This is a genomic window from Roseburia sp. 1XD42-34 (assembly GCF_009917385.1).
Taxonomy (GTDB): domain Bacteria; phylum Bacillota; class Bacilli; order Bacillales; family Amphibacillaceae; genus Virgibacillus.
In genome coordinates this window covers 17755-42567 of the sequence record NZ_QWLJ01000010.1, presented here as the reverse complement: position 1 = coordinate 42567, position 24813 = coordinate 17755, and the positions used below count along the sequence as shown (strand labels likewise).

The 24813-nt window shown below is 33.5% G+C and carries 21 protein-coding genes, 1 pseudogene and 1 riboswitch; of the genes and pseudogenes, 2 read left to right on the top strand and 20 right to left on the bottom strand.

Annotated features, from left to right (window positions below; translation table 11 throughout):
- Positions 1-830 precede the first annotated feature (830 nt).
- From D1839_RS07645 to D1839_RS07630, 4 genes are all read right to left on the bottom strand, one after another.
- A complete protein-coding gene (locus D1839_RS07645; RefSeq protein ID WP_120379319.1) occupies positions 831-2165 on the bottom strand; it encodes an NCS2 family permease in 1335 nt (444 codons plus the stop codon).
- A gap of 252 nt (positions 2166-2417) precedes the next feature.
- Positions 2418-2517, bottom strand: a riboswitch (purine riboswitch).
- 192 nt (positions 2518-2709) lie between these two features.
- Positions 2710-3465, bottom strand: coding sequence for a class I SAM-dependent methyltransferase (locus D1839_RS07640; protein WP_120379318.1), 756 nt, complete (start codon positions 3463-3465; stop codon positions 2710-2712).
- A 420-nt stretch (positions 3466-3885) separates the two neighbouring features.
- Positions 3886-5046, bottom strand: coding sequence for a flagellin N-terminal helical domain-containing protein (locus D1839_RS07635; protein ID WP_120379317.1), 1161 nt, complete (start codon positions 5044-5046; stop codon positions 3886-3888).
- 417 nt (positions 5047-5463) lie between these two features.
- On the bottom strand, positions 5464-5703 hold the full coding sequence (locus D1839_RS07630) for a hypothetical protein (RefSeq protein WP_120379316.1): 240 nt from the start codon (positions 5701-5703) through the stop codon (positions 5464-5466).
- A gap of 233 nt (positions 5704-5936) precedes the next feature.
- Here D1839_RS07630 and D1839_RS07625 point away from each other — a divergent pair, with 233 nt between their 5' ends.
- The gene (locus D1839_RS07625) at positions 5937-6830 is read left to right on the top strand and encodes a DNA-3-methyladenine glycosylase family protein (RefSeq protein ID WP_120379315.1); all 894 of its coding nucleotides are present in this window, start codon (positions 5937-5939) and stop codon (positions 6828-6830) included.
- A gap of 89 nt (positions 6831-6919) precedes the next feature.
- Here D1839_RS07625 and D1839_RS07620 read toward each other — a convergent pair whose 3' ends face one another.
- From D1839_RS07620 to D1839_RS07580, 9 genes are read right to left on the bottom strand one after another with little or no spacing between them, the layout of a single operon-like run.
- A complete protein-coding gene (locus tag D1839_RS07620) occupies positions 6920-7903 on the bottom strand; it encodes an amino acid kinase family protein (RefSeq protein WP_120379314.1) in 984 nt (327 codons plus the stop codon).
- On the bottom strand, positions 7900-9504 hold the full coding sequence (locus tag D1839_RS07615; protein WP_120379313.1) for a class I tRNA ligase family protein: 1605 nt from the start codon (positions 9502-9504) through the stop codon (positions 7900-7902). The genes D1839_RS07620 and D1839_RS07615 overlap by 4 nt, the downstream gene beginning before the upstream one ends.
- A 12-nt stretch (positions 9505-9516) precedes the next feature.
- Entirely contained in the window at positions 9517-10332 is an 816-nt protein-coding gene (locus tag D1839_RS07610; protein WP_120379312.1) for a cupin domain-containing protein, read from the bottom strand.
- A complete protein-coding gene (locus D1839_RS07605; RefSeq protein ID WP_120379311.1) occupies positions 10332-11414 on the bottom strand; it encodes an ABC transporter substrate-binding protein in 1083 nt (360 codons plus the stop codon). Before D1839_RS07605 ends, D1839_RS07610 begins: the two co-directional genes overlap by 1 nt.
- Complete coding sequence (locus D1839_RS07600) at positions 11407-12495, bottom strand: SIS domain-containing protein (RefSeq protein WP_158589619.1); 1089 nt, start codon at positions 12493-12495, stop codon at positions 11407-11409. The genes D1839_RS07605 and D1839_RS07600 overlap by 8 nt, the downstream gene beginning before the upstream one ends.
- Positions 12496-12517: 22 nt before the next feature.
- Complete coding sequence (locus D1839_RS07595; RefSeq protein WP_120379309.1) at positions 12518-13678, bottom strand: NAD(P)/FAD-dependent oxidoreductase; 1161 nt, start codon at positions 13676-13678, stop codon at positions 12518-12520.
- The gene (locus D1839_RS07590) at positions 13668-14954 is read right to left on the bottom strand and encodes an aminotransferase class III-fold pyridoxal phosphate-dependent enzyme (protein WP_120379308.1); all 1287 of its coding nucleotides are present in this window, start codon (positions 14952-14954) and stop codon (positions 13668-13670) included. The genes D1839_RS07595 and D1839_RS07590 overlap by 11 nt, the downstream gene beginning before the upstream one ends.
- On the bottom strand, positions 14951-16255 hold the full coding sequence (locus D1839_RS07585) for a SidA/IucD/PvdA family monooxygenase (protein ID WP_120379307.1): 1305 nt from the start codon (positions 16253-16255) through the stop codon (positions 14951-14953). Before D1839_RS07585 ends, D1839_RS07590 begins: the two co-directional genes overlap by 4 nt.
- The gene (locus D1839_RS07580) at positions 16248-16910 is read right to left on the bottom strand and encodes a helix-turn-helix transcriptional regulator (RefSeq protein WP_120379306.1); all 663 of its coding nucleotides are present in this window, start codon (positions 16908-16910) and stop codon (positions 16248-16250) included. The genes D1839_RS07585 and D1839_RS07580 overlap by 8 nt, the downstream gene beginning before the upstream one ends.
- 417 nt (positions 16911-17327) lie before the next feature.
- On the opposite strand from D1839_RS07580, the pseudogene D1839_RS21310 reads away from it, so the two are divergent.
- Positions 17328-17528: pseudogene (locus D1839_RS21310) on the top strand (hypothetical protein); the annotation flags it as partial.
- Positions 17529-17554: 26 nt separating this feature from the next.
- On the opposite strand, the gene D1839_RS07570 reads toward D1839_RS21310, so the two are convergent.
- The 7 genes from D1839_RS07570 to D1839_RS07540 form a co-directional block, all read right to left on the bottom strand.
- Positions 17555-18712 carry an MFS transporter gene (locus tag D1839_RS07570; RefSeq protein WP_120379305.1) on the bottom strand — a complete coding sequence of 386 codons (1158 nt, stop codon included), beginning with the start codon at positions 18710-18712 and terminating at the stop codon, positions 17555-17557.
- The gene (locus tag D1839_RS07565) at positions 18705-19973 is read right to left on the bottom strand and encodes an ATP-grasp domain-containing protein (RefSeq protein WP_120379304.1); all 1269 of its coding nucleotides are present in this window, start codon (positions 19971-19973) and stop codon (positions 18705-18707) included. The genes D1839_RS07570 and D1839_RS07565 overlap by 8 nt, the downstream gene beginning before the upstream one ends.
- A gap of 27 nt (positions 19974-20000) precedes the next feature.
- Entirely contained in the window at positions 20001-20567 is a 567-nt protein-coding gene (locus D1839_RS07560) for a bifunctional transcriptional activator/DNA repair enzyme AdaA (protein ID WP_120379303.1), read from the bottom strand.
- An 868-nt stretch (positions 20568-21435) separates the two neighbouring features.
- Positions 21436-22128, bottom strand: a complete 693-nt coding sequence (locus tag D1839_RS07555) for an ABC transporter permease (RefSeq protein ID WP_120379301.1) — start codon at positions 22126-22128, stop codon at positions 21436-21438.
- A 19-nt stretch (positions 22129-22147) separates the two neighbouring features.
- A complete protein-coding gene (locus D1839_RS07550) occupies positions 22148-23074 on the bottom strand; it encodes an ABC transporter ATP-binding protein (RefSeq protein ID WP_330585456.1) in 927 nt (308 codons plus the stop codon).
- 87 nt (positions 23075-23161) lie between these two features.
- Positions 23162-24097: a sensor histidine kinase gene (locus D1839_RS07545; RefSeq protein WP_120379299.1), complete on the bottom strand. Its 936-nt coding sequence runs from the start codon at positions 24095-24097 to the stop codon at positions 23162-23164.
- Positions 24098-24796: a response regulator transcription factor gene (locus D1839_RS07540; protein WP_120379298.1), complete on the bottom strand. Its 699-nt coding sequence runs from the start codon at positions 24794-24796 to the stop codon at positions 24098-24100.
- Positions 24797-24813: the final 17 nt, after the last annotated feature.

Below are 24813 nucleotides of genomic sequence, written 5' to 3'. Positions count from 1 at the left end.
CCTGACACAATTAGAAAAATAAATATAAAGGTGAGGGGATCGTCTTTTCCCCACTAAGATTGGTACGAGGCCTCTGCTAAAGTTAACCTTTACAATAATACGTTTCCAACAGATACAGTATATATAAATATTAAACGAACCCTTACTGCATATGGGGGGATTTGATTATCTGTTTTTCTTATTTTATCTCGTATATAAGGTGTTGTAAGACTCCCACTTCAGGAGTTGGAATCTGTACAGCAACAAGTGAAAATGCGAGATAACAGCACCTAAATGTCCGATTTGTTCACCTAACCATCAGTAAAAGATGAAAGAAAACCCTCAATGATGGAAAATTTACTTTATAGATTTTTAATGGTTATGATTGGTACAGTTAGGATGATTATTTTACAATCAAGCAGTTGACTTACAGGTGGAATGTTTCTCCCTCCTTCGCAAGGTGGAAAGGTAAATTTCACCATCAATTACATGCAGATAAGCAGTTACATAGTTTACTTCGTCTAGTCAGAACCAAAGCGCGGGGCGCCCGTTTAGCGACGAAATCGAATGGAACGAATCAACGAAAGATAAAGGAATCATGCCACTAAAAACGAGGGTATGCCGACGCCTGGCGACAAGCCCGATTTTATTCGCTCTGCCTCTTAGAGGCGAACCGATGAGGACTTATCGTAGGGCACGTTTCTAAAGTCGGCTAGTTGCTGGGCTCATGCGCCGGACATGGCTTCGGTTATTTCGCTATCTCCAAGCGCCTAAATTTATACTTTCTTATCTTTAAACAAAGACCTTTCCCGAGAAGCTCCTGGAAAAGGTCATTTTATTCGTCCAAATTTTTAGCTTAAAAAGACAAAATACAAAATGAAAATAACAAATAAGAAATACATCACCGGGTGAATTTCTTTGTCTCGCCCTTTTAGCACCATCGTAATGGGATAGAAAATAAATCCAATCGCAATTCCTGTTGCAATGCTGTATGTTAATGGCATAGCAATGACAATTAGAAATGCTGGAACAGCTATTTCGAATTGATCCCATTCAATATTTTTTAAAGCTGAAGACATTAATACACCAACAATGATTAATGCTGGGGCAGTTACTTCCGGTGTGACAACACTCAATAAAGGGGAAAAGAATAATGCAAGTAAGAAAAACATCGCTGTAACAACAGCTGTAAAACCAGTACGCCCACCAGCTCCAACCCCAGCAGTTGATTCCACATAAGCCGTTGTCGTTGATGTACCTAGTGTAGCACCTGCAACGGTAGCTGCAGAATCAGCAAACAATGCTTTTCCAGCACGTGGCAGCTTATTATCCTTCATTAGCCCTGCTTGATTAGCAACGGCTACTAATGTACCTGCCGTATCAAAGAAATCAACAAATAAAAAGGTCAAAATGACGACCAGCATTTGTAGTGTAAAAATATCCCCAAAGTTTACAAACGCCTGTCCAAATGTAGGTGCCAAGCTAGGAACACTGCTTACAACTCCGTCTAAGCCAGATGGCGGTGTGATTAATCCGGTCACCATACCAGCAATAGCTGTAATAATCATTCCGTAAAAAATGCCACCACGAATTCCAATCGTCATTAAAATAATCGATACCACTAAGCCAAAAATAGCCAAAAGCACTGTCGGCGATGTAAGATCCCCTAATCCAAGTAATGTTGCTTCATTTGCAACAATAATACCAGAGTTTTGGAAACCAATGAAGGCAATGAAAAAGCCAATCCCTGCACCTACCGCCATTTTTAAATTGGCCGGAATCGCATTAATAATTTTTTCACGCAGCCCGGTTAGTGTTAGAACAACAAAGATAAGTCCAGAAGCTAGTACACCACTAAGCGCTGTTTCCCAAGGTATGCCATATCCTAATACTACCGTATAAGCAAAGAATGCATTTAACCCCATTCCCGGAGCTAATGCAATCGGATATTTTGCGATGAGTCCCATAAATAGAGAACCGACTGCTGCAGCAATTGCTGTAGCTGCAAATACAGCGTCCTGATCCATACGCGTAACGCCACTAGGAAGGTCCTCAATACCTACTAGCGCTAATGTAGACGGATTAACAAATAAAATATAAGCCATTGCTAAAAAGGTCGTTAACCCCGCCATAAACTCGGTCCGATAATTTGTCCCAAGTTCGTCAAAACGAAAATACTTTTTCATGATGTTTCTCCTCTCAATTTGCAAGCTTTTATCGCCATCCATCTAGATGGGCTGACAATTGTTTTTTCAAAGCGATACTTTTTTTAGCACATAGTTGGATACAGTTTTCACAAGGTTTCTTTTGTGCTATGAGCTACTTTTTGGTGAATTTCAGCGAAAAAAGACGCAAGAACGAAAAAAGCTCTCAGGTCTGCACCCAAGAGCTTGTTGATTCATAAGGATATCCCAAAAAAACCAATCATTTGATCATCCTGCAATCAGTATCTCTTGCGTAGTCAGACTATTTACGGCAGTCTGGTAGAAACTTTGAGCCTTATCCCCAAATTATACGCGTGTATTTAATTAACACAGGATAATCATACGATTTCCCAACATAAATGTCAACTAAACACGAACATTATTAAATTAATTTAGTTTTTTGTTCGAAAATAACTTTAAAGATTACAGAACAACCCATTTTTTATTCAAAAAAGCATATGCTTTTTTCCTCCTGCAAAGGTTTGGATCTCCAATTGTGTTTATAATTACTAACTATCTAACTCTTTTACGGTCGAATCGCTTCAAACGTAATAATATCATCTGCTTTAGTAGGATATTGATTATACTTATAATCGGAAGAAACAATGATGTTCTTAAAACCGATTTTTTCTAAAGTTAAACGAAATTCTTCAACTCCATACCATTTTAGCGGAAATATCTCGAGCTCTGAATCTATCAGTTTACCTTCGCTCCATTTTTCGTATTTGTTATGAAAAATAGAGAACTGTTGAATTGGTTCCACTTTTACTAACGTTTCTTCCAACGTAATCATGTCACCTTCTGAATTATGCATGGTTCGTTTTGATACATATCCTTCTTTAAACGTATCTGGTAGAAAAATGTCTACAATCAATTTCCCACCAGTCTCTAGGTGATCAAAAAAGCATTGGAGTGCAGCTACAGACTCTTCCCGCTTATGCAAGAGTAAAAAGGAACCAGTTGGCACAATAATAGCTGCGTATTTTTGAGTCAACGAGAAATTTGCCATGTTCCATTTATATATATTCGGTTTAAAACCTGCTTGGTCACTATTTTTCTTACATAAATCTAGCATATCATCTGAAAGATCAAATCCATCTACATCCAATCCTTGTTCTAATAATGGAATCAAGACGCGCCCATTCCCAACAGCCGGTTCTAAAATTTTCCCTTTTTCGTTCTTTAACCGATCGTAGTAATACTCTACATCACCATAAGATTTACCGATATACTTATCGAGATTATAGACCTCTGCAGACAGCTTTCCATAAAAACTAGCCATTTCTTCACTCCTTTTCCATATTTAAGATTATGTTAACATTTTTGCGGCAGCTATTCTAAGATGGATAGCAGGTTTTTTAGATGGGGACGCTAATAGATTGTAGTTTTAAGTCACGCATCGAAGAAAAGAAGGGGAGGATATGAAAAATGTTGTATTTACGTACTTTTTCAATAAAACTTTTCGATGTAAGCATTATTTGATTATATCTTATTAGCCTGCATCATCTTCTCCATTATAATGACAATAAAGTTAAATGTACATCAAAATCAGAAAATGTTAAAAAGCCTGTATTCCTACTACTTTTTACCTTGGAACATAAATTTATTTATAAAGGAACGTTTGTTTTGCTTGCCCTAAATAGATAAAGCCCACTCATAACGAGCAGGCTTCGATCTATACCATATATTCTTCAATTACTTATTAACGAAGTAATTGAAGTACTCCTTGTGGTTGTTGGTTAGCTTGCGCAAGCATCGATTGAGCTGCTTGAGTAAGGATGTTGTTTTTCGTAAATGCCATCATTTCTTTAGCCATATCAACATCGCGAATACGAGATTCAGCAGCTGTTAAGTTTTCTGCAGAAGTACCAAGGTTGTTAATCGTGTGTTGCAAACGGTTTTGTACCGCACCGATTTTAGAACGCTCTGCAGATACTCTATCAATAGCACTTTGAATAGTAGTAATTGCAGCATCAGCACTCTTTTGGTCCGAAATCTTAATTCCTGTAGTTATAGTATCACCTTCAGCTAGTTTTTCTCCTGCTATAGCAAGTTTACCAGTAGCATCATCGTAATAACCAGCTTCTATGGTTACTTTTCCACCATCGTTTAATGGATTTTCAGCTTCTAAAACTAAGTCAGAACCATTATAGTAACCAGCAGGGGTCGCAGGCTGTGAGCCGTCTCCAGCTGGGTCAGGATCAGCCGGTTGCCATGTTGCAGTAGTAGTTCCATCTGAAATTTCATGATCTGGATTAGCTGGGTCCGTCTTATCTGTGGAAGCAGTATATGTAGCAGCTTCCTTATAAGTATAACCAGCAATGGCTCCATCTGCTTCAGCAGTATGTGTTGTAGCTACCTTTAGTTCATTTCCACTCATATTACTAATGGAAACTTTTAAATTTTGGCCTTCATTTGCTCCAACATGGAATGTTGCATCTTTTAACGTTCCATCAAGTAATTTTTTCGTGTTAAATTCTGTGTCTTCAGAAATATCATTTAATGCATTCGCTAATTGATCGACTTCTTTTTGTAGCTCAGCACGGTCTTGATCCGTATTTGTGTCGTTAGAAGATTGGTTTGCCAATTCACGCATACGTTGAAGGATTGCGTGCGTTTCATTCATCGCACCTTCAGCTGTTTGGATTAAAGAAATACCGTCTTGGGCGTTCTTTTGAGCCATTTCCAACCCGCGGATTTGACCACGCATTTTTTCAGAGATTGCTAGACCTGCTGCGTCATCTCCTGCTTTGTTAATTTTCAGACCTGAAGAAAGCTTCTCCAGTGAGCTTTGCACAGCGTTGTTGTTGTTAGAAAGTTGACGATGTGTGTTTAACGCTGCAATGTTGTGATTAATAATCATACCTTTTCTACCTCCATGTGTTTGTTTTTACTAGCAAGACCCATCCTTGTGAAATGCTAGTTTTTATTTATAATAATCTCCTGATAATAGGAGTTATTATCGAAATGAATTTATTCGGGCATCATGTTAAAACCTTCTGGAATTGTGCTTTTAGTGTTAGGTTTGTTCTTTTGTTCCAGAGATTTTTTGTACTTCCATTTTGCCTTGAATCCTCGCTCATCCATAAGGATAATTCTTGTCCAACGCTTCTTCTAAAGTTAGATAAACTATCTTTTTTGGTGATGCATTATTTATATCGGTATGTATTTTCTATTGTTTATAGTTAAATGTAAGATTTTTTGTAGAAATTTAAATTTCTACCTAAGATATCTTGGTAATGAACCATTGTATTGCCACCATAATAAAATGAATCTTCCATTAGTTGGGGTATTGATTCACCTCCAACTGCTTATTTGTAGCCCACGTGTGAACTATAGGTCTCCAACTGCTTTCGGTAGCTATGCACTCACTTTGTTTTCGCCTTACAGGATGGACATGTTTGCTTTTTAATCTTGTATAAAGCTCTACCAATAATTTCGTGGATTCTTCTTTTACCTCCCATACTTCTGCTCGTTTAACTTTTATCCCCAATAAATCTATGAGAAGATGATATTGCACTCTTCCCCTCTCCTTTAGCTTTTGTCTCTGCAACTCAAGATGATCAAAAGAGGGGGAATGAGTGCATTTTTTTACATCTTTCTGCATATTGGCGCAATAAGGAGTACCACCACATTTAGTATAGAGCCTTTTATTTTTACAAGTAAATAAGAATATGAAAGCAAGATAACAACATTATGGTACGTGTATTTGTGCTAACTTTATAATTAATATGTTCAAAAGGAGTTTTCATAATGTTAATAAAAAAGAGCATATCTTACCCCAAGGATTTTTCTTTTAATATGAACCTGGACTATTTAAAAAGTACAGAAGATGGATTATTTCATACTGATCATAAAAGTGTAAAACGATTTATTGTCATAGATGAAAATCCATTTTTTTTAAAGGTTTATGAATATTCTAATGAACTAATTATTCACATTGAGGACTTTAATCAAAAGTTCAACGAAATAACGGAAAATAAGATTATATTGTACGTTAGAGACTGGCTTGATTTAGATACAAATCTAACCACTTTCTACGACATTGCTAAAAATGACAAGTACCTTCAGCTCCCATTATCAAAATTTTATGGTTTAAGAAATATAGGAATACCTGACATTTTCGAGGCCTTTGTATGGGCTATTTTAGGTCAGCAGATAAATTTAACTTTTGCCTCTACGTTAAAAGATAGATTTATTAAAAAATATGGCAAAAAAATTAATTATGATAATGAGGATTATTGGTTGTTTCCTACCGCAAGCGTAATAGCTTCTGAAAGCATTGATGAATTATTTAAATTAGGAATGTCAAGAAGAAAATGTGAATACATTAAAGAAATTGCATGTGCTATTGATAACCAAAAAGTATCAAAAGAGAAATTATTGCAACTATCTAATATTGATGAAGCTGTTAATACTCTAACTGAAATAAAAGGAATTGGTCCATGGACCGCAAACTATGTCTTATTAAGGTGTGTAAGATATCTTGATGCCTTTCCTATAAACGATGTGGGTCTACATAATGCTATAAAATTAGTTGGTGGTTTAGATAAAAAACCATCAATTAATGAAATTAAAAAAATTGCCTCATCTTGGAAAGGATATGAATCGTATGCGACCTTTTTCTTGTGGAGGCTCATATACTGATAAAACTATATTGGAATTGTTTTATAACATATTAATTAATAAACAACTCCATACCAATAGGCATGAGTTGTTTATTAATTTTTTATAAATCATTCCATAAAATTTTCATGAAACACTTTTATCCAATTGTTGACGTTATGTTTTGGTAATATTAACTCGATTTTATCATGCAAAAAAGAAAATGATTGAATATTCAGGTCGTCGTATAAAATATAACTATGAATATCTCGATTCTTATTTAATCTATCGCCTATAATCGTTATTTTTCCTTTTTTGTCATCCATCGAATTTGTTGTAAGGCAAATGATACTACCTCGCGTTTGATCATAATTTGAATTTTCAGTAATAGTAGTTTCTTGTGTATTATATAAAGATTTAATTTTAATCACTATATTATTTTCTTTAGCCCATCTAATTGCTTCTGGGTGAATTACTTTACCACCACTAGTAGCAATCTTTAAGGCTTGATCATAATTTAGGTATTTTAATGTTTTAGCAGATTTTGTTATTTTAGGGTCTGTAGTCATGATTCCAGGTACATCTGTATAAATATCCAACTGGCAAGCATCGAAAGTTTGGGATATGGCTGCTCCAGTTACATCGCTTCCTCCCCTACTAAGTAGGGTTGTTTCACCATAGCTATTTTCCCCTTGGAATCCAGCCACTATTGGAATGTCACCTTCATTAATTAGGTTATCTATATTTTTTTTATCTATAGATATTATCCTTGCATTTAAATAATCATTAGATGTTTTTATTCCAGCTCTTGCCCCTGTCAAAGCAGATGCCTTTATACCTAAGGAATTTAAGTGTGAACTCAATACAATACTCGAAATAATTTCACCGCAAGAAGTAATTTGCGCTGTTTCTCTTGGGGATAATACATTATGTTTAATGTGTCTTAATAGTGTATCAGTTGCATAAGGATCCCCCAATCTTCCTATTGCAGATACAACTATAATTAAATTAAACCCATTATCTCTTTCCTTACTAATAGTCTTAACAATATTTTTGCGGTCTGAAATTGTTCGCAAAGAATTCCCACCAAATTTGAGAACTTTTATCTTTTTCATGATTTTCTCCTAGATATGACGGAGAAAAAAAATTGCTTTTCATTTCCAACTTCGGTAAATGTATCGATATTATATAGGTTTTCCCATTTTAAATCGGAATCTTTTGCCCCTAAGTTTCTATATAATTTTCTCGAGAAATTCGGCATTATGGGGAAAGAGAAGATAGCCAGAGAACTTAGTATATAACTAAAGTTAGCTACATGTCGTTTATACATATGAATATCTTTATCTTTCAAAGGTATAACTATCCTATCCAAATAGTCTTTTATAGAATCCATATAATCTTCTAATTCATGAGCGGCTTTTCGTAAACTAAATTGTTGTAAATCATAATATCTTTCTAAATTATTTTTTGTTCTCTGTATCAGGCTGGTAGCTTGGTAGTGTATCGAATCAGTTTTTGGTATTGTTCCCTTAAAATCTTGATTAACTATATCAACATATCTATTTACTGCTTCTTCCCATTTACTAGTCATTTTCTTGTTAGCTTCAAAAAAATCGTCTAAAGAGAAATTAGTTTGCATATGTTCAGGATTGGTTAAAGACAAATAAAACCTTAGGTTATCTGATGGAATATCTTGTAAGATTTTACTACCCCAAAGAGCATGTCCTTTGCTAGTAGAAAATTTTTTTTCATCAAGCAAATAAAAATAATTAGTAATAATATGTTCAGGTAATAACTCATCTCTATCTATAGCAAATGCACTAGCGATATGCAATACAGCATTAAAGAAACTGTTATCAAAGCCGAGAAATTGTATTAAGGTGCTGTTAGTTGTATAATTATCAGAATATATATTATCTGATTCCATACTTTCTAAAGTCCCTGGATACATTTCAAACCACACATTGATTACTTGTCCCTTGAACTCTTCAATAGGAACTGGAATTCCCCAACTTGAAGGATAGGTTACTGGATAGTCTGGAATATCTTTTGAAACGATATAATTACAGTATTCCATCAATTGAGCTCTCCAAGTAGTTCTAGATGAATAAAATTTTTTTAACTTATCTTTATACTCGTTGATCGGAAAAAAAAGTCCCGTATATTGAGTTGTTTTAGGCGTTGTTCCACAAATAGTACAAGTTGGGTGTTCTAATTCAATTGGATCATTTATTTGGCCACAAGCTTCACATAAGTTACCAGATGATTCATTTTTACAATAGGGACACAATCCTTTAACAAATGATTCATACAAATATAAATTACAATCCTGACAGTATAAAATATCCTTAGTTTTCTTTTTTAATTTCCCACTATTATATAGTTCTAAAAAGAAGGTTAAAACATAATTTGTATGTTTGTTATTACCTAGTGGTGTTTTATATAAATCCACTTCAATATTAGCCGCCTTTAATGTAGACATTATAGTAGTGTTATTGTTTTCAACCATTGCAACTGGATCTATCTTTTTATTATTAGCAGTCGTAGATACATAACTTTGGTTATCGTCGCCATAAGTAATATAAGAAACGTCGTTACCTTGTAGTTTTTTGAAACGTGAATAAACATCTGCTCCTAGATAAGGGCCTGCTAAATGACCGATATGAAGGTCACCATTAGGTGTAGGTGGTGTTGCTGTAACAAACATTTTATTCATTTTTCACCCTCCTTATTGTTTCCAATTTTTATTTTCCAATTGATACTGTTCAACTCCAACAGCTCCCCACCAAACTGCCAAAAACTTTAGTTCCTTATCCCCTGTATTATGAAGTGAATGGACAGAGAAGGGCTCGAAGTAAATAACATCTTCTGGGTATACTTTTTGTGTTTCTCCATCAACATTTATAACACCTTCTCCTTCAAGGATGATAAAAGTTTCTTCCTCATCATGATTGTGGGGTTGTGTTGTTTCTCCAGGTTGTACTATTATAAATCCCGAACCAAATGGTGATTTACGGCTTTTATCCCAAGGATATATTCTTCTCAGTAACGAACCATACTCATGCTTGTAACTATCAGGATTATACCGTTGGATATTCACCCCTTGCTTCTTTGTTCTTTTAAGCGCCCTCTCCAAATAACGATCTACAATTTCTTTTGGATAGTGCTGATTTAAGGCAGTTTTAACACTTTCGTAGTAAGTCAAAGAAGGCTCTCTTAATTCTTCAACAATTGTAGGTTCCATAATATAAGCTTTTACTTTTTTATCTGAAATAAGTATTTCTTTTTCCTTTAATTCATAACCATAATCATTATCCGTAAGGAAATTAACTTGATTTTCATTGATTTCAAATGCAATTCCTAATACTTCTCCACCGTCCTTATGAATTACAGTTGATGTTCCTCCATGGAAGTCTGGGTGGAACCCTGAAAATGTATAGATATGATCTTTTAAAACTGCTTTAGAATATTTTTTCCAATTACCTAAATCTTTCTTTGCAGTATCTAAATTACAAGTTAATCCGAATGAAAATAAAACTGGCATTATAAATCACTCCTATTCACATTTAAGAATCCTCTATTTTTTATTCTGTAAATATCCCACTCAAAATCTAAAACATCTCCATTTGGTGAAAAAGAAATTTCCTTGTTTCCTATTAAAACGCCACTTTTCAACCTGTTTACGAGCGTTTTACAACCCATTTTTTTCAATATTTTGATATTTTTTAGTAGAATCTTTGCTGCAAGATAACTTGTAACCGAATAAGCAGCAGGATTCATACAGACTAATTCGCTATATTTTTTAGAGAATTCCTCATAGTTAATGTTATATAGTTCTTTCTTTGTCGAAACCGTATAAAGTTGTTTGCTATCATTTATAAGAATGGGGAAGTCAGCAACAAAAATATCATCACCAAATATAACCGCACCCCTAAAGTTAGATTTTTTTATTTGCTCCGTTAATAACACTGCTCCTTCATAAGTGCCTGCAAATAATATGGTATCTTCATTATCAATATCTGCTATCACATTTTCACTAATTATTAAGGGTTTTTTCTCATGAAGACCTTTTTCTTTTATTGATCTCTTAAGTAACATGGATAACTGTTCACCATAATTATTTTGCTGATAAACGATTTGTAATTGATTATTATAGACCAATTTTTTCGCTAACTTGACCATTTCAGAAGCCATATTCTCATCTCTACCACAGACTCTAAGGATATTATCGTACCCTTGTTCAGTTAATAGAGGGTGTGTAGTGCCGGGAGCAAGAAAGGGAATGCCTATATCTGAATATATACTAGCTGCTACAAGTGATTGATTTGCGCTCAAATGGCCAATTATAGCCTCAGCACCTCTATTTACTAACAGGTTTGCTGCCCTTCTTGTAGAACCTTGTTCGAATGAGCTCTCTTCCCATAATAATTCAATGTTATAAGCTCCCTTTTCTTCGTTTAAATATTCTTGAACTGCAAGCCCTACCCCTGCATACAATTCTCTTGTATGCCCACCTAAATTAGCGCTAATACCAATTCTAAAAACTTCTTTATCGGCATTTTGAGATTTTATCCTATCAATTACCCCATGAGGGTTAACAGTTTTTGCTACAAGTTTTTTATTCATAGGCTTCACGCGCTTCTTTATAGGCTAACTGATCTCTACGGATGTAATCTGGATTTAGTTTTTTGTTTATTGAGATATAATAACTAATCAGTTGCATTGGTAAAGTGTACAGTAATGGAACTAAGAGTTCATGACAATGTGGCATATGAAACACATAATTAGAATTATTTACACTGCTTTTTTCGGTTGTAAAAAGTACTGATGTACTACCAATAATCCTACTTGCCTTAAATAGATCAGATATTCTACTGTCTATATTAATATTGCTAGTGGTTACTACTATTGTAGTATCTTTATCACACATTACTAATGGTCCATGGAATATTTGTTCTATATCCATACTAATTGTAGGAGTATAGTGAACTTCCCCAAACTTCAATGCTGCTTCATGAGCTACACCGATGGTGCTTTCATTGCCACAAATAACATAAAATTTACTTTTTAGACTTTCTGCTATTTTTTTAATTTCTTTTCTACGGTTAATAATATTTTCGAAAAGAGAAGGTAACTGAATAGCTATAGAATTAATTCTATCGTCTATAGCAACACCACCCATTCTTTTTGATAATATACCCATAATTAGTAACATAAGGAAAACACTTAGTGTATAGGTGATTGTATGTGCAAGAGACTTATCTTTTTGATACCCATACGTAAAGACAAAATCGGATATATTTGCACATCTACTATCAGTATTACCAGTAACCAATATGGTTTTGCAGTTGTTCTGATTCGCCATTTCTATACAATCAAACGTAGCTTTTGTGTCACCAGAATGAGAGAAAGCAATTACTACATCCTTATTGTTTAGGGAAATGTCCGGAGACATTAATTCTCGAGCTGGTATTGCTCTAAACTTATTTTCTTTTTTAAAAATAATTTGACTGATACTAAAACTGGACATAGCTGCGTTATAAGAAGTTCCACATCCAACAAGAAAAATTCTATTACTATCTTTTAAGGCACTAAAAATTTTATCGTGATTTTGAATTTTAAAGGATAGGAAGAGTTTCTTTAAATATTCTGGTTGTAACACAATTTCATCATACATATAATACGGATGACTAGTTCTCCACTCCATAACAATTCTCCTTTCTTGATAATTACATATATTTATACATGTTACTTGTTTGAAAATAGGTGTTATTATAACCCTTAAATCGTTCCAGTCCGTAATACTTAAGTTCATTAGTTTTTTTATTTTCAGTTATTTCTTCAGCTATAAATTCTCCAACTGCAGGAGCAATTTTGTAGCCTCCTCCACTAAAACCTATTGATAGATACAACCCTTCTATTTCCGATTGTCCAATAATAGGATATTGATCAGGGGTATAGCTATCAAATCCAATACGCCCACCTAAAAGTTTTGCTTTACTAAGAACTGGAAACCTTTTAGAAGCCCTAAATAGAGCTTCTTCAGCCTCGTTATAATGGATTTTTTTGCTTAAATGGTCAATATTCGTATTACAATCAGAAGACTTTATTCCTATTAGAATTCTTCCGTCGGGAAATGGTCTCATGTACGTATCAGAAGTATCATCGATATAAGAATGAGAAAGAACATTATAATTGTGTGTATGTGCAAATACAACACCTAATCGTTTGGTATATAAGGGTATGTTAAATTCTAGTTGTTTCGTAAGCTTTTTGCTCCAAAAATTTGAAGCGATTATTACTTGTTTAGAATAGATGTTTGCAAAATTCGTCTTCACACCAACTACTTTATCTTTCTTCATTAATAACTTTTCGACTTCTGTTCCTTCCATTAAATGAAGTCCTTGCTTTAATGCCTCATTCAAGAAAGTGATACTCGATTTTGCTGGGTCACCATATCCCCCAAGTGGTTCGTAAGATATAGCACCTATATTCTCCACGTTAATAAATTTTTCCCTTAAACTATATTCTTGTGGAGAATAAATTACTGTTGGTAGCTTTAATTTGTTCATATACTGTACATTGTTGTTTAGATTTTCAACGTATTCGGGACTAACAATTAATGAAAAACCGATTGGATTATAACCAAAATCCATTTTACTGTTTTTCATAAGCTCCCTATATATTTGTAAACTTCTAAAAGACAAATATTGATTTGCTTTATTCGTATGATGTACTCTTATTAACCCACCAGAAATACTAGTTGCACCATCACCTGGCGGTTTCCCTTTTTCACATAATAAGACATTAATCCCTTTAGTTTTAGTAAGATAAAAAGCAATACTTGCTCCTACTATTCCTCCCCCAACAACTATTACATCATAGTTCATTTTTTCTACCTAAACTATTCTTCAAAGCCGAACCGAAAATAGTTAAAGCTTTATCAATGTCGCTTTTCTTTACTGTCAGTGGGGGTATCCATCTAATCACTTGATTGTATGGCCCACACATCAATAATATTAATCCTTGTGCTAGACTTTCTTTTCTGACTTCTTCAGCTATTAAAGACCCAGGACTGCCATTTTCATTAACAAATTCACAACCAACCATTAGACCTTTTCCGCGTACATCAACTATTTCGGGATATTCATTTTTAAATTTTTCTAATCCAGACAATAGATAACTACCCATCTGCTTAGAATTATTTATAAGATCTTCTTCTTCTAATACTTTGATCGTTTCAATAGCAGCAGCCATAGATAGCGGATTAGGTCCGTATGTGCCACCATGCGAACCAGGAATCCATTTATCCATAAGCTTTTTATTTGCGACTATCCCACTTAGAGGTAATCCAGAAGCTATTCCTTTTGCAATAACAAGTATGTCTGGTACAACATCAAAATGTTTAAATGCAAAATATTCCCCAGTTCTTCCAAATCCAGTTTGTATTTCATCAAAAATTAAGAGTATATCATGCTTATTACATAGTTCTCTTACCCCCTTCATAAATTCTTTGGAAGGTGGTACATACCCTCCTTCTCCTAATACTGGTTCAATGATCATAGCTGCTGTTTCACTTGGGGAAGATTGAGAGTTTAGCAAATGTTCCAGTTCATCTAAACATTGTTTTGTCCTCTTTTCTGTATCTTCTTCTTGATATTGTTTGAAATAAGGATAAGGGCTAACGAATACACCCGGCATAAGAGGTTGATAACCCGATCGATATACTGATTTGGCAGTGGTTAATGATAGAGCTCCGATAGAACGACCATGATAACCTCCCTGAAAACAAATAATATTAGGCTTTCCAGTCGCATGACGTACTAATTTGATAGCACTTTCTACTGCCTCACTTCCACTATTAGAAAAAAAGAAGCAATTCAATTCTTCTGGTAAAATCTTTTGAATCGAGTACGATAGTTGATCCAACATTGAGTTATATAGGATTGTTGTTTGTCCATGTAATAACTTTTCGGATTGTTCTTTGATTGCATTAACTATTCTAGGGTGACAATGACCAGTATTAGTAACCCCAATTCCTGATGTAAAATCAATAAATTCCCTACCTAAACGGTCATATAAATGGACACCTTTCCCATAGTCTACAGCGACGTTAGTAAACAGTGGCCATACTTGTGAGACTTTATCCGAGTAATGTACTTTCAAAATAAATCACCTTCTTTTATCAAAGTGTTTTTATTTATTGAATCAAGTATTCTTTGTGCTTTTGTAGCCATCATAGTAAAAGAAGCCGCATCTCCAATTCCATGGGTCCTTTCTGTTAACCCATTAAGGTAAATATTTGCTCTAACATTAGATTTAGTATTTACTTTATAATCCTTGGAAACTTGAATGCTATTATCTTTGTTATAATTAAGGTGCTCTTTCATTGGTTGAAGAATTTCAGGATACTCCTCCTCAAAAAAACCAGTGCACAGAATAATGTAATCTGTATGAATGTAACTTTCTTCCTTGTTATATATGTCTTTGATATTTAATAAGTAATTACCTTTATGTCCCGATAAATCGATGATTTCTTTACAACGATGTAATTCTATCTGTTCTTCACCTCTAATCTTATCCTCATACATTTTCCAATATAAGGACTCGCTGACATCATCGTCGACTGCTGAATAGTTTGTATGCTTGATTTGCTCGAAGAGTTTATCTCGATCCTTTTGTGTTAAGGAGTAAAAATAATTTGTAAAGTCAGGGAAAAAAACTTCATTTGTGAAATGACCTAGTTCATATAGTCGAAAACCTGTATGTCTAATAACCGAATTAATTTTTGAATTTGGGAACTTATTTGCTAGATAAAGAATTATTTCTACAGAATTCTGGCCAGAACCAATTACCGTAAATGTAAGATTATTATCACTACTAATATTCTGTATTGAACTTTTAAACTTACTTGCATGGAAAACCTTGTCGCCTTGTTTATTTTTAAACAAGCTAGGTATAAAGGGTTTTCTACCGGAATTCAAGATAAGACTTTTAGTTTGGTAAATATTTTTCTTATTATTTAAATTATTTATGGTGTGTACCTTAAGGCCTTCTACATAATTCTCTACAACTATTGGTTCAACCAGCTTAACTTCTTCGTTAAATTGAGCTTTATTATCGATTTTCATACACACCCATTGGACATAATCAGACCATTCAGTACGACTTGGGCGACCTAACAAACCAAAAGTGAACAATCTTTCTTTTTCAAATAGGTAATTTGAAAATGTATATTGACTCCTTGGATTTCGAGGCGTTGCAAAATCTCTTAAAAAGTGATGCTGAATATCTGTACCAGGTAATAACATCTCAGGTAGCCATGCAGAGTCACTGTTTTTTTCTAAAAAGACTCTTTTGTAAACCTCCTCCCCACTATTTTCCTCTGCATCTCTAATTGCAGTTTCTAAAGCAATTCCAGCTGGGCCAAATCCTACACCAATAAGATCATAATAATTTCTATACATTATTTTCCTCCTTATTTATTGAATAATAACGCTTTCTAAATTTGGAAGGGGCTACTCCTACCCTCTTTTTAAATATTTGGGAAAAGTAAGACAAATTAGTATAACCAATTGCCATACATACATCTGTAACTAAATGTCCATTTGCAAGCATTTGTTTAGCTTTTGATATTCTAAGCTGTATTATATAGTCATTAAATCCAATCCCCATGGCTCCTTTAAAGAACCTAGAAAAATATGAAGTATTTAAGTATACATAGTTTGATACACTCTTTAAGTTGAGGTCAGAATTTTGTAGATTATTGTCAATGTAAAGTAATGCTTCAATTATTTTCTCATTACTTATGTGGGTTAATTCATTGAAGTCTATTTGTGTATTGATAATGTTGATAATTAACTCAAAGACATCTGCTTTAGGTACTTGACTTATTCTAATAATTGAAATATGTGCTCTATCAAATCCTTTCTGATTAATATTTTCCCCTTTCGATAGATTGTCGGATTCTAATATAATTAACATGTTATATTTTTCTAGATCTTTTCTTTCAAGTAATTTTAAATCACTCATTAAAACGACCTTTAGCTTTCTTAATAGAAATTTTTCTCTTTCATCAAATATATCCTTTGTATCATAAAGCAAGGTGTATTTTTCATTCAAATTTCATCCCCCTTTAAAAACATACACCAAAAGATATGTTGGAATAACTACCCATGTCTTAATAGTAAGGAAGTCAGAATTTTAATGCTTTGGTTTTTTTTGGCATTTTTGTTGTTTATTCTACATATTCTGAAAACCACGCAGAATTTTCTGTTGTTTCCAATTAATGTGGTTAAATAAATGAGGGGATGGATTATGAATGGTAACAATTATAGATTAAAATTATATCGTCATTTTAAATACTCAATGCTCATATAATTAGTCAATATAGTCATATGGGATACCTTCTCATCAATTAAAATTAACAGCTAATAATAAACAAAACGATCACATTGCATTTAAACTTTTAAAAGAAAAAAACATAGATTTTGTAGTCTTAGCAAGGGTACATGTAAATATTATCGCCTTGGATCAACAGCGCATTATGTCACTGAAAAATTAGCTGACGGACCTATATTAACACAAAAATCGATTCATATACCTGAAGGATTAACCCTGAATGAGTACCAAAAACATGGAAAAGGTATTGAATCAGAGACTCTGCTAGACGCAATAAAATACCACATCGATGACCGGGTTTTTGTATATGAAAATAAAACCATTATAATAAAACAATAAAAAAATGACCTAATATGGTCATTTTTTTATTTCGCTAAATTTGATTCCTGATATTGATTCTGCTCTTTTCTTTTCTGCTCAAACATTAAGCCTAGTGTCAGAAACATACACATAATTGTTGATAGAATAAAAGGTGCTGTCCAAGTATGTCTTATAGAAATCATGACAGTTGCTAATACAATCCCTAATATCGGTAATGACAGAGCGTTAGCCCTCGATACTAATTTTGCTACATCTTGAGGGGTATAATTTCTTGCCAATACATACCTTATCATGATTCTTAACCCACCGAAACCGAATCCTAGTAATAGAATACCAATGGCGTTACCAACTATTGAATATCCACTGAACCACCATGTAGTAAATCCAGCTAAAATAGATGTAACTGATAGTACCGTTCTTATTCGTAGGTCATTCACTTTTAGTGTCGAGAAAACAATACCGATTAGTGCCATACCAATACTAATACATGCATCTAATATTCCAACATTTAACATATTACCGTGATTAATAGTCACATATACTGGTAACATAAAGTTAATGCTTCCTAGGGTTGGCCATACCAGAACTAATGAAAAAAATAAATATAAGTTTATTTTTTTAGTATCACCCTCCATATTAGTAACCTCATTCCCATTGTTTGGTACCTTTTGGAAATATGACATAACTGAGACGGAGAAGAATGTTAAAGCCATCAAGTAAAAAAATAATTCATAAGATAAATTATCAATTATAAGTGGCGCAGCTAATGGACCAGACATCAAGGCGACTTGATTAACGGTCATGGATATCGAACTATATTTAGAAACGGCTTTTTCTGAATAATTTTTTGACAAATCAACAAACCATGTCTCCCAAGTTGTTTCCATCATAAAAAAGAAAATCCATATTAGAAAATTGATCATAATTAGTAGAGTATTTGATGTGTAAAAACTACTCAATAAAATACAACTAATTACTACACCAATTAATGATACCGATGTTAGAAACGGCCCTTGATATCTATTAAACAATTGTCTAAATAATACCGGAACAAATATTGCTGGAATAAATGAAAAAAGAACAGCTATAGCTAATGATATAAAGTTGCTATCGTCCCCGATAGCTAAATTCCAGTTAATTGCTAAAATTATTGCGCCACAAAAGAATCTATATATACCGGATAACCAAATATATTTAATCATGATATTTTACAACTTCCTTGACCGTAAATATTTCTGATGATAAATATTCTGATATAAGTATAGGTTGAGTTGGTTTGTAGTCAAAAGTTTGGTCCCAAAATAATTCGATAACACCTTCTCTGTCTTTCCAGCATTTGCCTTCTTCTGAAAAATTACCAATTTGTGCATGGATCCATAACGACTCTACTTCTTCAGGAAGGTTAATAGGTTGCTTAATATTACTAATAACTCCTGGTTCTGCTTTTAAGAAAGCTATTGCTGCTGTCCCATTTGGTTCTAGAGATGTTGAAAAAAATTCAAAAGGGTTTATATTTAAATAAGATGCGGCATGTAATTTGTAAGGATTAATATCAAACACTCTTTCTATTAAGTCCATTATTCCATCCCCAGCTGGTCTAGCCCCTACTTCAATAATCCATGGTTTATTATTTTGTATTTTTAATTCTACGTGTGCTAACCCCATTGTAATTCCTAATGAATCGCAAGCTTTACAAGCAATTTCTTTTAAATTTTCATCCTCTGTCCTATGGCTTGGTACTAAGTGTCCTATTTCGGCAAATCTGGGCTCGGGTGTTAGATATTTTTCAGTGACGGCTAATACTTTATATTCCCCGTCATAACAAACAACTTCTATTGAAATCTCTTCTTCACTTTTAATGTATTTCTCAAATATAAAACTACTACCATCTATCCCAAAGTCATTTGCGTATTTACTTACTACTTTCTTCGACTTCTTTAAACACTCCATTGCTTCTGAGATATGGTTAGCAAGATATACACCACCACTCCCCCCAAAATCAAAAGGCTTAATTATTGCTGGATAACCTACCTCTTCAGATGCTAGGAGTAATTCTTTTTCGTTATTTATTAATCTAAACGGGGCTGTCGGAAGACCGTTTTCTAAAAATGCATTTTTCATTATATCTTTATTTCTAGATAATTCTATTACTTTTTCAGGCATGCTAGTAAGACCTAATTTTTTGTTTAGCTTATGTGCTACTTTAAGCGTCCAATCGTTTAAAGGTATTATTGCTTTAGGTGACCATCCTTTTAATTCTTGTCTTTCAATCGCTTCTAATAAGCTTATTTCATCTTGTGGATTAGCTTCCAAGTTATAATCAAAATATCTATTTTTTTTGTATTTTGCTTCTACTGAAGCGGTCCAAATTGGATATGGAGTTAATTCCCTTATGCCTGCTAAAGCTCTTTCTCTCAAATATTGATCAGCACCTAAAAGTAAAACATAATTTTTATATCCCATTGATTGTTCGCTCCTTTTTCTGTGATATTAGGTTTTGAATTTTTTCCGGTAATTATTTGGAGTTAAATTGTAATGTTTCTTAAAAACTGTACTGAAATAAGAGTTATTTGGAAACCCTACGGAAGAAGATATAAATTGTATTGATTGATCAGTTTCTTGTAATTTTTTTGCAGCATTATTTACCCTAATTCGTTGGAGATAATTCAAAGGGCTTTCTCCTTTTATTTTATTAAAAGTTCTTTGTAGATGAAAAGGACTTGAATGGAAAGTATCCGCCAATATATTTAAAGAAATATTTTCATGATAATTTTTTTCTATCCACTCACATATCAATTCAATCCATTGTTCATTCGGTAATAAAATATTATCTGGTTTGCACCTTTTACATGGCCTGAATCCAATTTGTAAAGCAGCTTGTGCATTTTCGAATATAAATACATTGTCTTTATTAGGGACCCTAGATTTACATGAAGGTCTACAGAAAATCTTTGTTGTTTTAACCCCGTAGTAAAATTGATTATCGAAGCTACTATCGTTATTTGAAATTGCAGTCCAATATTCGGGAGGGATATTTTGGATTGGGTAGTTATCCATAGCTTTTTCTACACCTCCTTAGTCATATTATAAGATAATTCTAAAACTATTTTATATTTTGTTGATGAGAAAGCAAGATTTCAAAAGAATTTTTGTCCTTAGTATAGTGCAATTCGCCACTTCTAACACATTCAACTGTTATTAATATTTAAATTTTTGCCGATACAAGATATAAATTAGGCTATTTTTATACATATCAAAATCAGCAAAAAATGAGAAAAAGGATGATTAGGAGTAGAAAATGTCCTCTCTATTGACCTAAATATACAGCATGCTCCCGCACCAACCTTTATAGAAAAATATCAATCTTGGACAGGATAGCATAGGATGAAGAACTTGCTCCGCGTGGAAAATCGATTTAAACTCTGTTTTTAGCGGCTTCACCACAGCTACTTGTTTAAAAGCTTTAGAATAATGATTTCCTTGTACTTGAATTCTTTGAGACCGTATCTCTCCTATTTCTCAGCTCAATCATTTACATCCGCAATTCTGTATCTTGAACATAATTCTTTTAGGGTATAATCTTCATTCTTATATGCCTTTAACACTTCATACTTAAACTGGCTAGAGTAAAATTTGTATGGATTGGACATAAAAAATTCCCCTTAAGGTGATAACAGGTTTTTATTTTTTAATCCTGTCTACCTTAAGGGGAGCATATCATACACAGCAAGGCTTTTTTAGTTAGCATCCTTAATGTATCACTAACGCTATTTGCTTTTTAGCGTTCCATACGGGTGACGACAGCTTCTTTAGCAAATCGACGTTTCTACTACCCTTTTTCATATAGATGAATATTTTACCAATCTCTAGTATATAGCTGACTACTAATAAAATAAACGAGAGTTTATACGGTTCACCCGTCTCCTCAAATGATATCTATTTTTTCCATTCTTCTAATTACCATAAAGGCAACGCAAATTCCAACAACGGCTAATAACAACGGAAGATAAACATTCGATGCTACAGAAAAAACTGGATTATGAGAGCTAATGATAGCAACAATCACAATCGACGAAATAATTGTCGCTGGGACAGAAAATTTTTTCATACCGAAATATAAACTAATAAAACTTGTTCCTGCAGTCGCAAAAGCAAATGTAATAACCGAAATTATTTGTGGAACTACTTTATCCACAGGAAGAGTACCTGGAATGATGTCAAAGAAAAAATTCAATGCGATAAAGGCACCAAGTAAAAACAGGTTAGAAATCATAACCGTTATAAAGGTTAAGCAACCAACAATCATTAATTTTGCCCCCATCAATTTTTTTCGACTGATTGGATACGTAAACAATACAGTAACGGTTTTATTTTTAAACTCTTCAATTACTAGCTTTACAATTAAGACCGCAGCAAAAATAATAAATGTTGCCCTTACAAGTGCACCTAGAATAATAAAAGCTTCGTCGTAGTTGATGAAAACACTATTTCCTTCCCACTTTTCAACATATCCAATGATAAAAAGAAAAGAAAGGATCAAGATATTTGCAATGATTGCTCCTTTTACATACCAACCTATTTTTACTTTTTTCAATTCTAATTTTATTAATGCAGACATATATCACACCTCTTTTATTCTACTTTACTTGATTGGATTCTTCTGTATCTATTAACTTCATAAAATATTCTTCTAAGGACGTTATCTTTTTATTTATGGACTCGATATCAATATCGTTTAATATCATAGCTTTCGAAATCTCTGATTGTGTTACACTCTGTTCAAAAATACGAATGATTTTCTGGTCAATTATTTTAAAGTTATCCAATTGGAGTCTATTTTCAAGAATAAAACATGCTTTTGTAGGATTCGACGTTACCAACTCAATATATGCTGTATTTTTTTCTCTTATCTCTTCCATCGAAACTTCTTCAACCAATTTTCCTTTATTAATAACTCCGATCGTATCAGCTATTTGTTCCATTTCAGCTAATATATGGCTAGAAATGAACATCGTAATGTTATATTCCTTACAGAGTAATTGGAACAAGTTTCTAATTTCGCGAATCCCCACAGGATCAAGACCATTTATTGGTTCATCAAGAATTAATAGCTCGGGTCTTGCAATAAGGGATCTGGCAATGCCTAAACGTTGCTTCATCCCTAATGAAAAGTCCTCTACAGGTTTATTTTCAATATTAGTTAAGTGAACCATTTCTAATACTTCATTTATTGCTTTCTTATTATGGTACCCCATGTAATTACAATGAAGTTCTAAGTTTTCCTTAGCTGTAAATCTTTCATAAAAAATTGGATATTCGATCATACTTCCGATTCGACCTAACATATTGTATGAGGTAGGGGTTAAAGGTTGGCCAAAAATTTCAATTGCACCATTAGTAGGTTTTATTAAATTGGTTAGCATTTTCATAATGGTAGTTTTTCCCGATCCATTCGGACCGAGGAATCCATATATTTCGCCTTTTTTTACGTTTAAATTTACGTTTGATACGATTTCTTTCCCTTGCAAGAACTTTGTTACGTTATGTGTCTTTATGATATACACGATGTTCCCATCCTTTTCTTAAAGTTATATATATCGTACCAAGTGGATGTTGCTTTTCCCTTTCTTAATTCTTACTTATTTCTTAAGTTAATAGATCATTCGGGGTAACGTAACCGTAAATGTCGTTTTCTGATATGGATGGCTCTGAAGCTGTATCGTTCCATTCATTTGTTCTAACAATCTTTTCGTAATCGTTAATCCAAGACCGCTTCCGTGAAGAGCTTTATTTCTTGATTCCTCTAAAGTAAACATTCTTTCAAACACAAGATCTTGCTTTTGTTCATCAATCCCTTTTCCTCTATCCCAAACATCAATACAAACATATTTTTCGTTAAGAGATAAGGTCAAACCAAGTATATTTCCATCACTTCCATATCGGATGGCATTTGATAAAAGATTATGCAAGACTCTGTCCAATGCTTCTTTGTTTCCTAGTACATAAATGGCGTTATCGGGTAATTGGAAATCGATCGTTAATCCTTTCGTTTGGACTATATCGTAGAACGAGAGTAAGTTATCTTTGCAAATCTCATTCATATTTACTTTCGTAAGTGCCAATTCCTTATCGCCTGATTCAAGTCTCGCCAGATCAAAAAAAGCGTTCATAAGCTCAATAATTTCTTCTGTTTTACGATGAACTTGAAATAGGAGTCTTTCTTGCTCCTTATGGTCCATCGTTCCGCCCTTCTGAATGATTTCAATATATCCTAATACGACTGTTAACGGCGTTTTTAAATCGTGTGAGACATTTGTTAACATTTTCTTCATAGAACGTCTTGACTGAGTATATTTTGCGATTTTTTGTTGATGGGCATCCAGCAATTTATTTATTTTAATTAATAATACTTGCAGCTTTTTATCTTCCGTTACTAATAATAATTGCCCTACTGAACCTTGTTCTAAAACTTGCTCAAGCTTATTACTCAAGTATTCTAGGTTGTTATCTCTATTTTTTCTTTGAAGATACTGTATGAAGTTGCAAGTCATTAAAATGAAAATAAGACTCATTAAAATAAATATCATTTAGAATTCACCTAGCCTATAGCCAATTCCCCATAATGTTTCAATATATTTCGGCTTCGCTGGGTCATCTTCTATTTTTTCTCTTAATCTACTCATATGAACGTTAATTACATTCTCATCTTTATAATATTCCTCTTTCCAAATCGAACGGTAAATCTGTTCTTTTGTAAATACTTTTGTAGGATGCTGAATAAGCAACTTTAATATTTCCCATTCTTTGTTGGTTAATTTGATAGTAATGCCATTTTTAGTAAGCTGAAAATTATCTATGTCGATCCTCAATTCATGGATTTGAATAATTTCTTGCTTTCGCTTTTCTTCCTGTTTGGAATACTCCGTAGCTCTTCTGATGGACGCCTTCACCCTTGCAAGTAATTCAATTACGGAAAATGGTTTTACGAGATAATCGTCTGCGCCAAAACCTAGACTGAGTGCTTTATCTACATCACTGTCTTTAGCTGAAATAATTAAAACAGGAACGAGGCTTTGATTTCTCATCCTTTGCAAACATTCCATACCGCTCCGTTTTGGTAACATTAAGTCTAATAAGACCAGATCAAATGTTTGTTGCGCAAATAAATCCATCGCATCTTTTCCATCTGAGGCATGGATGACAAAAAATCCTTCTTTTACTAAAAAGTTTGTAACCATCTCTGAAATGGATGGATCATCTTCTACTAACAATATTTTTTCTTGCATCTGTTACATCTCCCATT

Coding starts and splice junctions, on each gene's coding strand:
- D1839_RS07610 (WP_120379312.1), bottom strand. CDS start 10,332: ATGCCAGTTTTATTTTCATTCGGATTAACTTGTAATTTAGATACTGCA.
- D1839_RS07600 (WP_158589619.1), bottom strand. CDS start 12,495: ATGGAGTGGAGAACTAGTCATCCGTATTATATGTATGATGAAATTGTG.
- D1839_RS07570 (WP_120379305.1), bottom strand. CDS start 18,712: ATGATTAAATATATTTGGTTATCCGGTATATATAGATTCTTTTGTGGC.
- D1839_RS07555 (WP_120379301.1), bottom strand. CDS start 22,128: ATGTCTGCATTAATAAAATTAGAATTGAAAAAAGTAAAAATAGGTTGG.
- D1839_RS07560 (WP_120379303.1), bottom strand. CDS start 20,567: ATGGATAACTACCCAATCCAAAATATCCCTCCCGAATATTGGACTGCA.
- D1839_RS07640 (WP_120379318.1), bottom strand. CDS start 3,465: ATGGCTAGTTTTTATGGAAAGCTGTCTGCAGAGGTCTATAATCTCGAT.
- D1839_RS07635 (WP_120379317.1), bottom strand. CDS start 5,046: ATGATTATTAATCACAACATTGCAGCGTTAAACACACATCGTCAACTT.
- D1839_RS07605 (WP_120379311.1), bottom strand. CDS start 11,414: ATGAATAAAAAACTTGTAGCAAAAACTGTTAACCCTCATGGGGTAATT.
- D1839_RS07545 (WP_120379299.1), bottom strand. CDS start 24,097: ATGATATTTATTTTAATGAGTCTTATTTTCATTTTAATGACTTGCAAC.
- D1839_RS07615 (WP_120379313.1), bottom strand. CDS start 9,504: ATGAATAAAATGTTTGTTACAGCAACACCACCTACACCTAATGGTGAC.
- D1839_RS07540 (WP_120379298.1), bottom strand. CDS start 24,796: ATGCAAGAAAAAATATTGTTAGTAGAAGATGATCCATCCATTTCAGAG.
- D1839_RS07620 (WP_120379314.1), bottom strand. CDS start 7,903: ATGAAAAAGATAAAAGTTCTCAAATTTGGTGGGAATTCTTTGCGAACA.
- D1839_RS07585 (WP_120379307.1), bottom strand. CDS start 16,255: ATGTATAGAAATTATTATGATCTTATTGGTGTAGGATTTGGCCCAGCT.
- D1839_RS07625 (WP_120379315.1), top strand. CDS start 5,937: ATGTTAATAAAAAAGAGCATATCTTACCCCAAGGATTTTTCTTTTAAT.
- D1839_RS07645 (WP_120379319.1), bottom strand. CDS start 2,165: ATGAAAAAGTATTTTCGTTTTGACGAACTTGGGACAAATTATCGGACC.
- D1839_RS07595 (WP_120379309.1), bottom strand. CDS start 13,678: ATGAACTATGATGTAATAGTTGTTGGGGGAGGAATAGTAGGAGCAAGT.
- D1839_RS07565 (WP_120379304.1), bottom strand. CDS start 19,973: ATGGGATATAAAAATTATGTTTTACTTTTAGGTGCTGATCAATATTTG.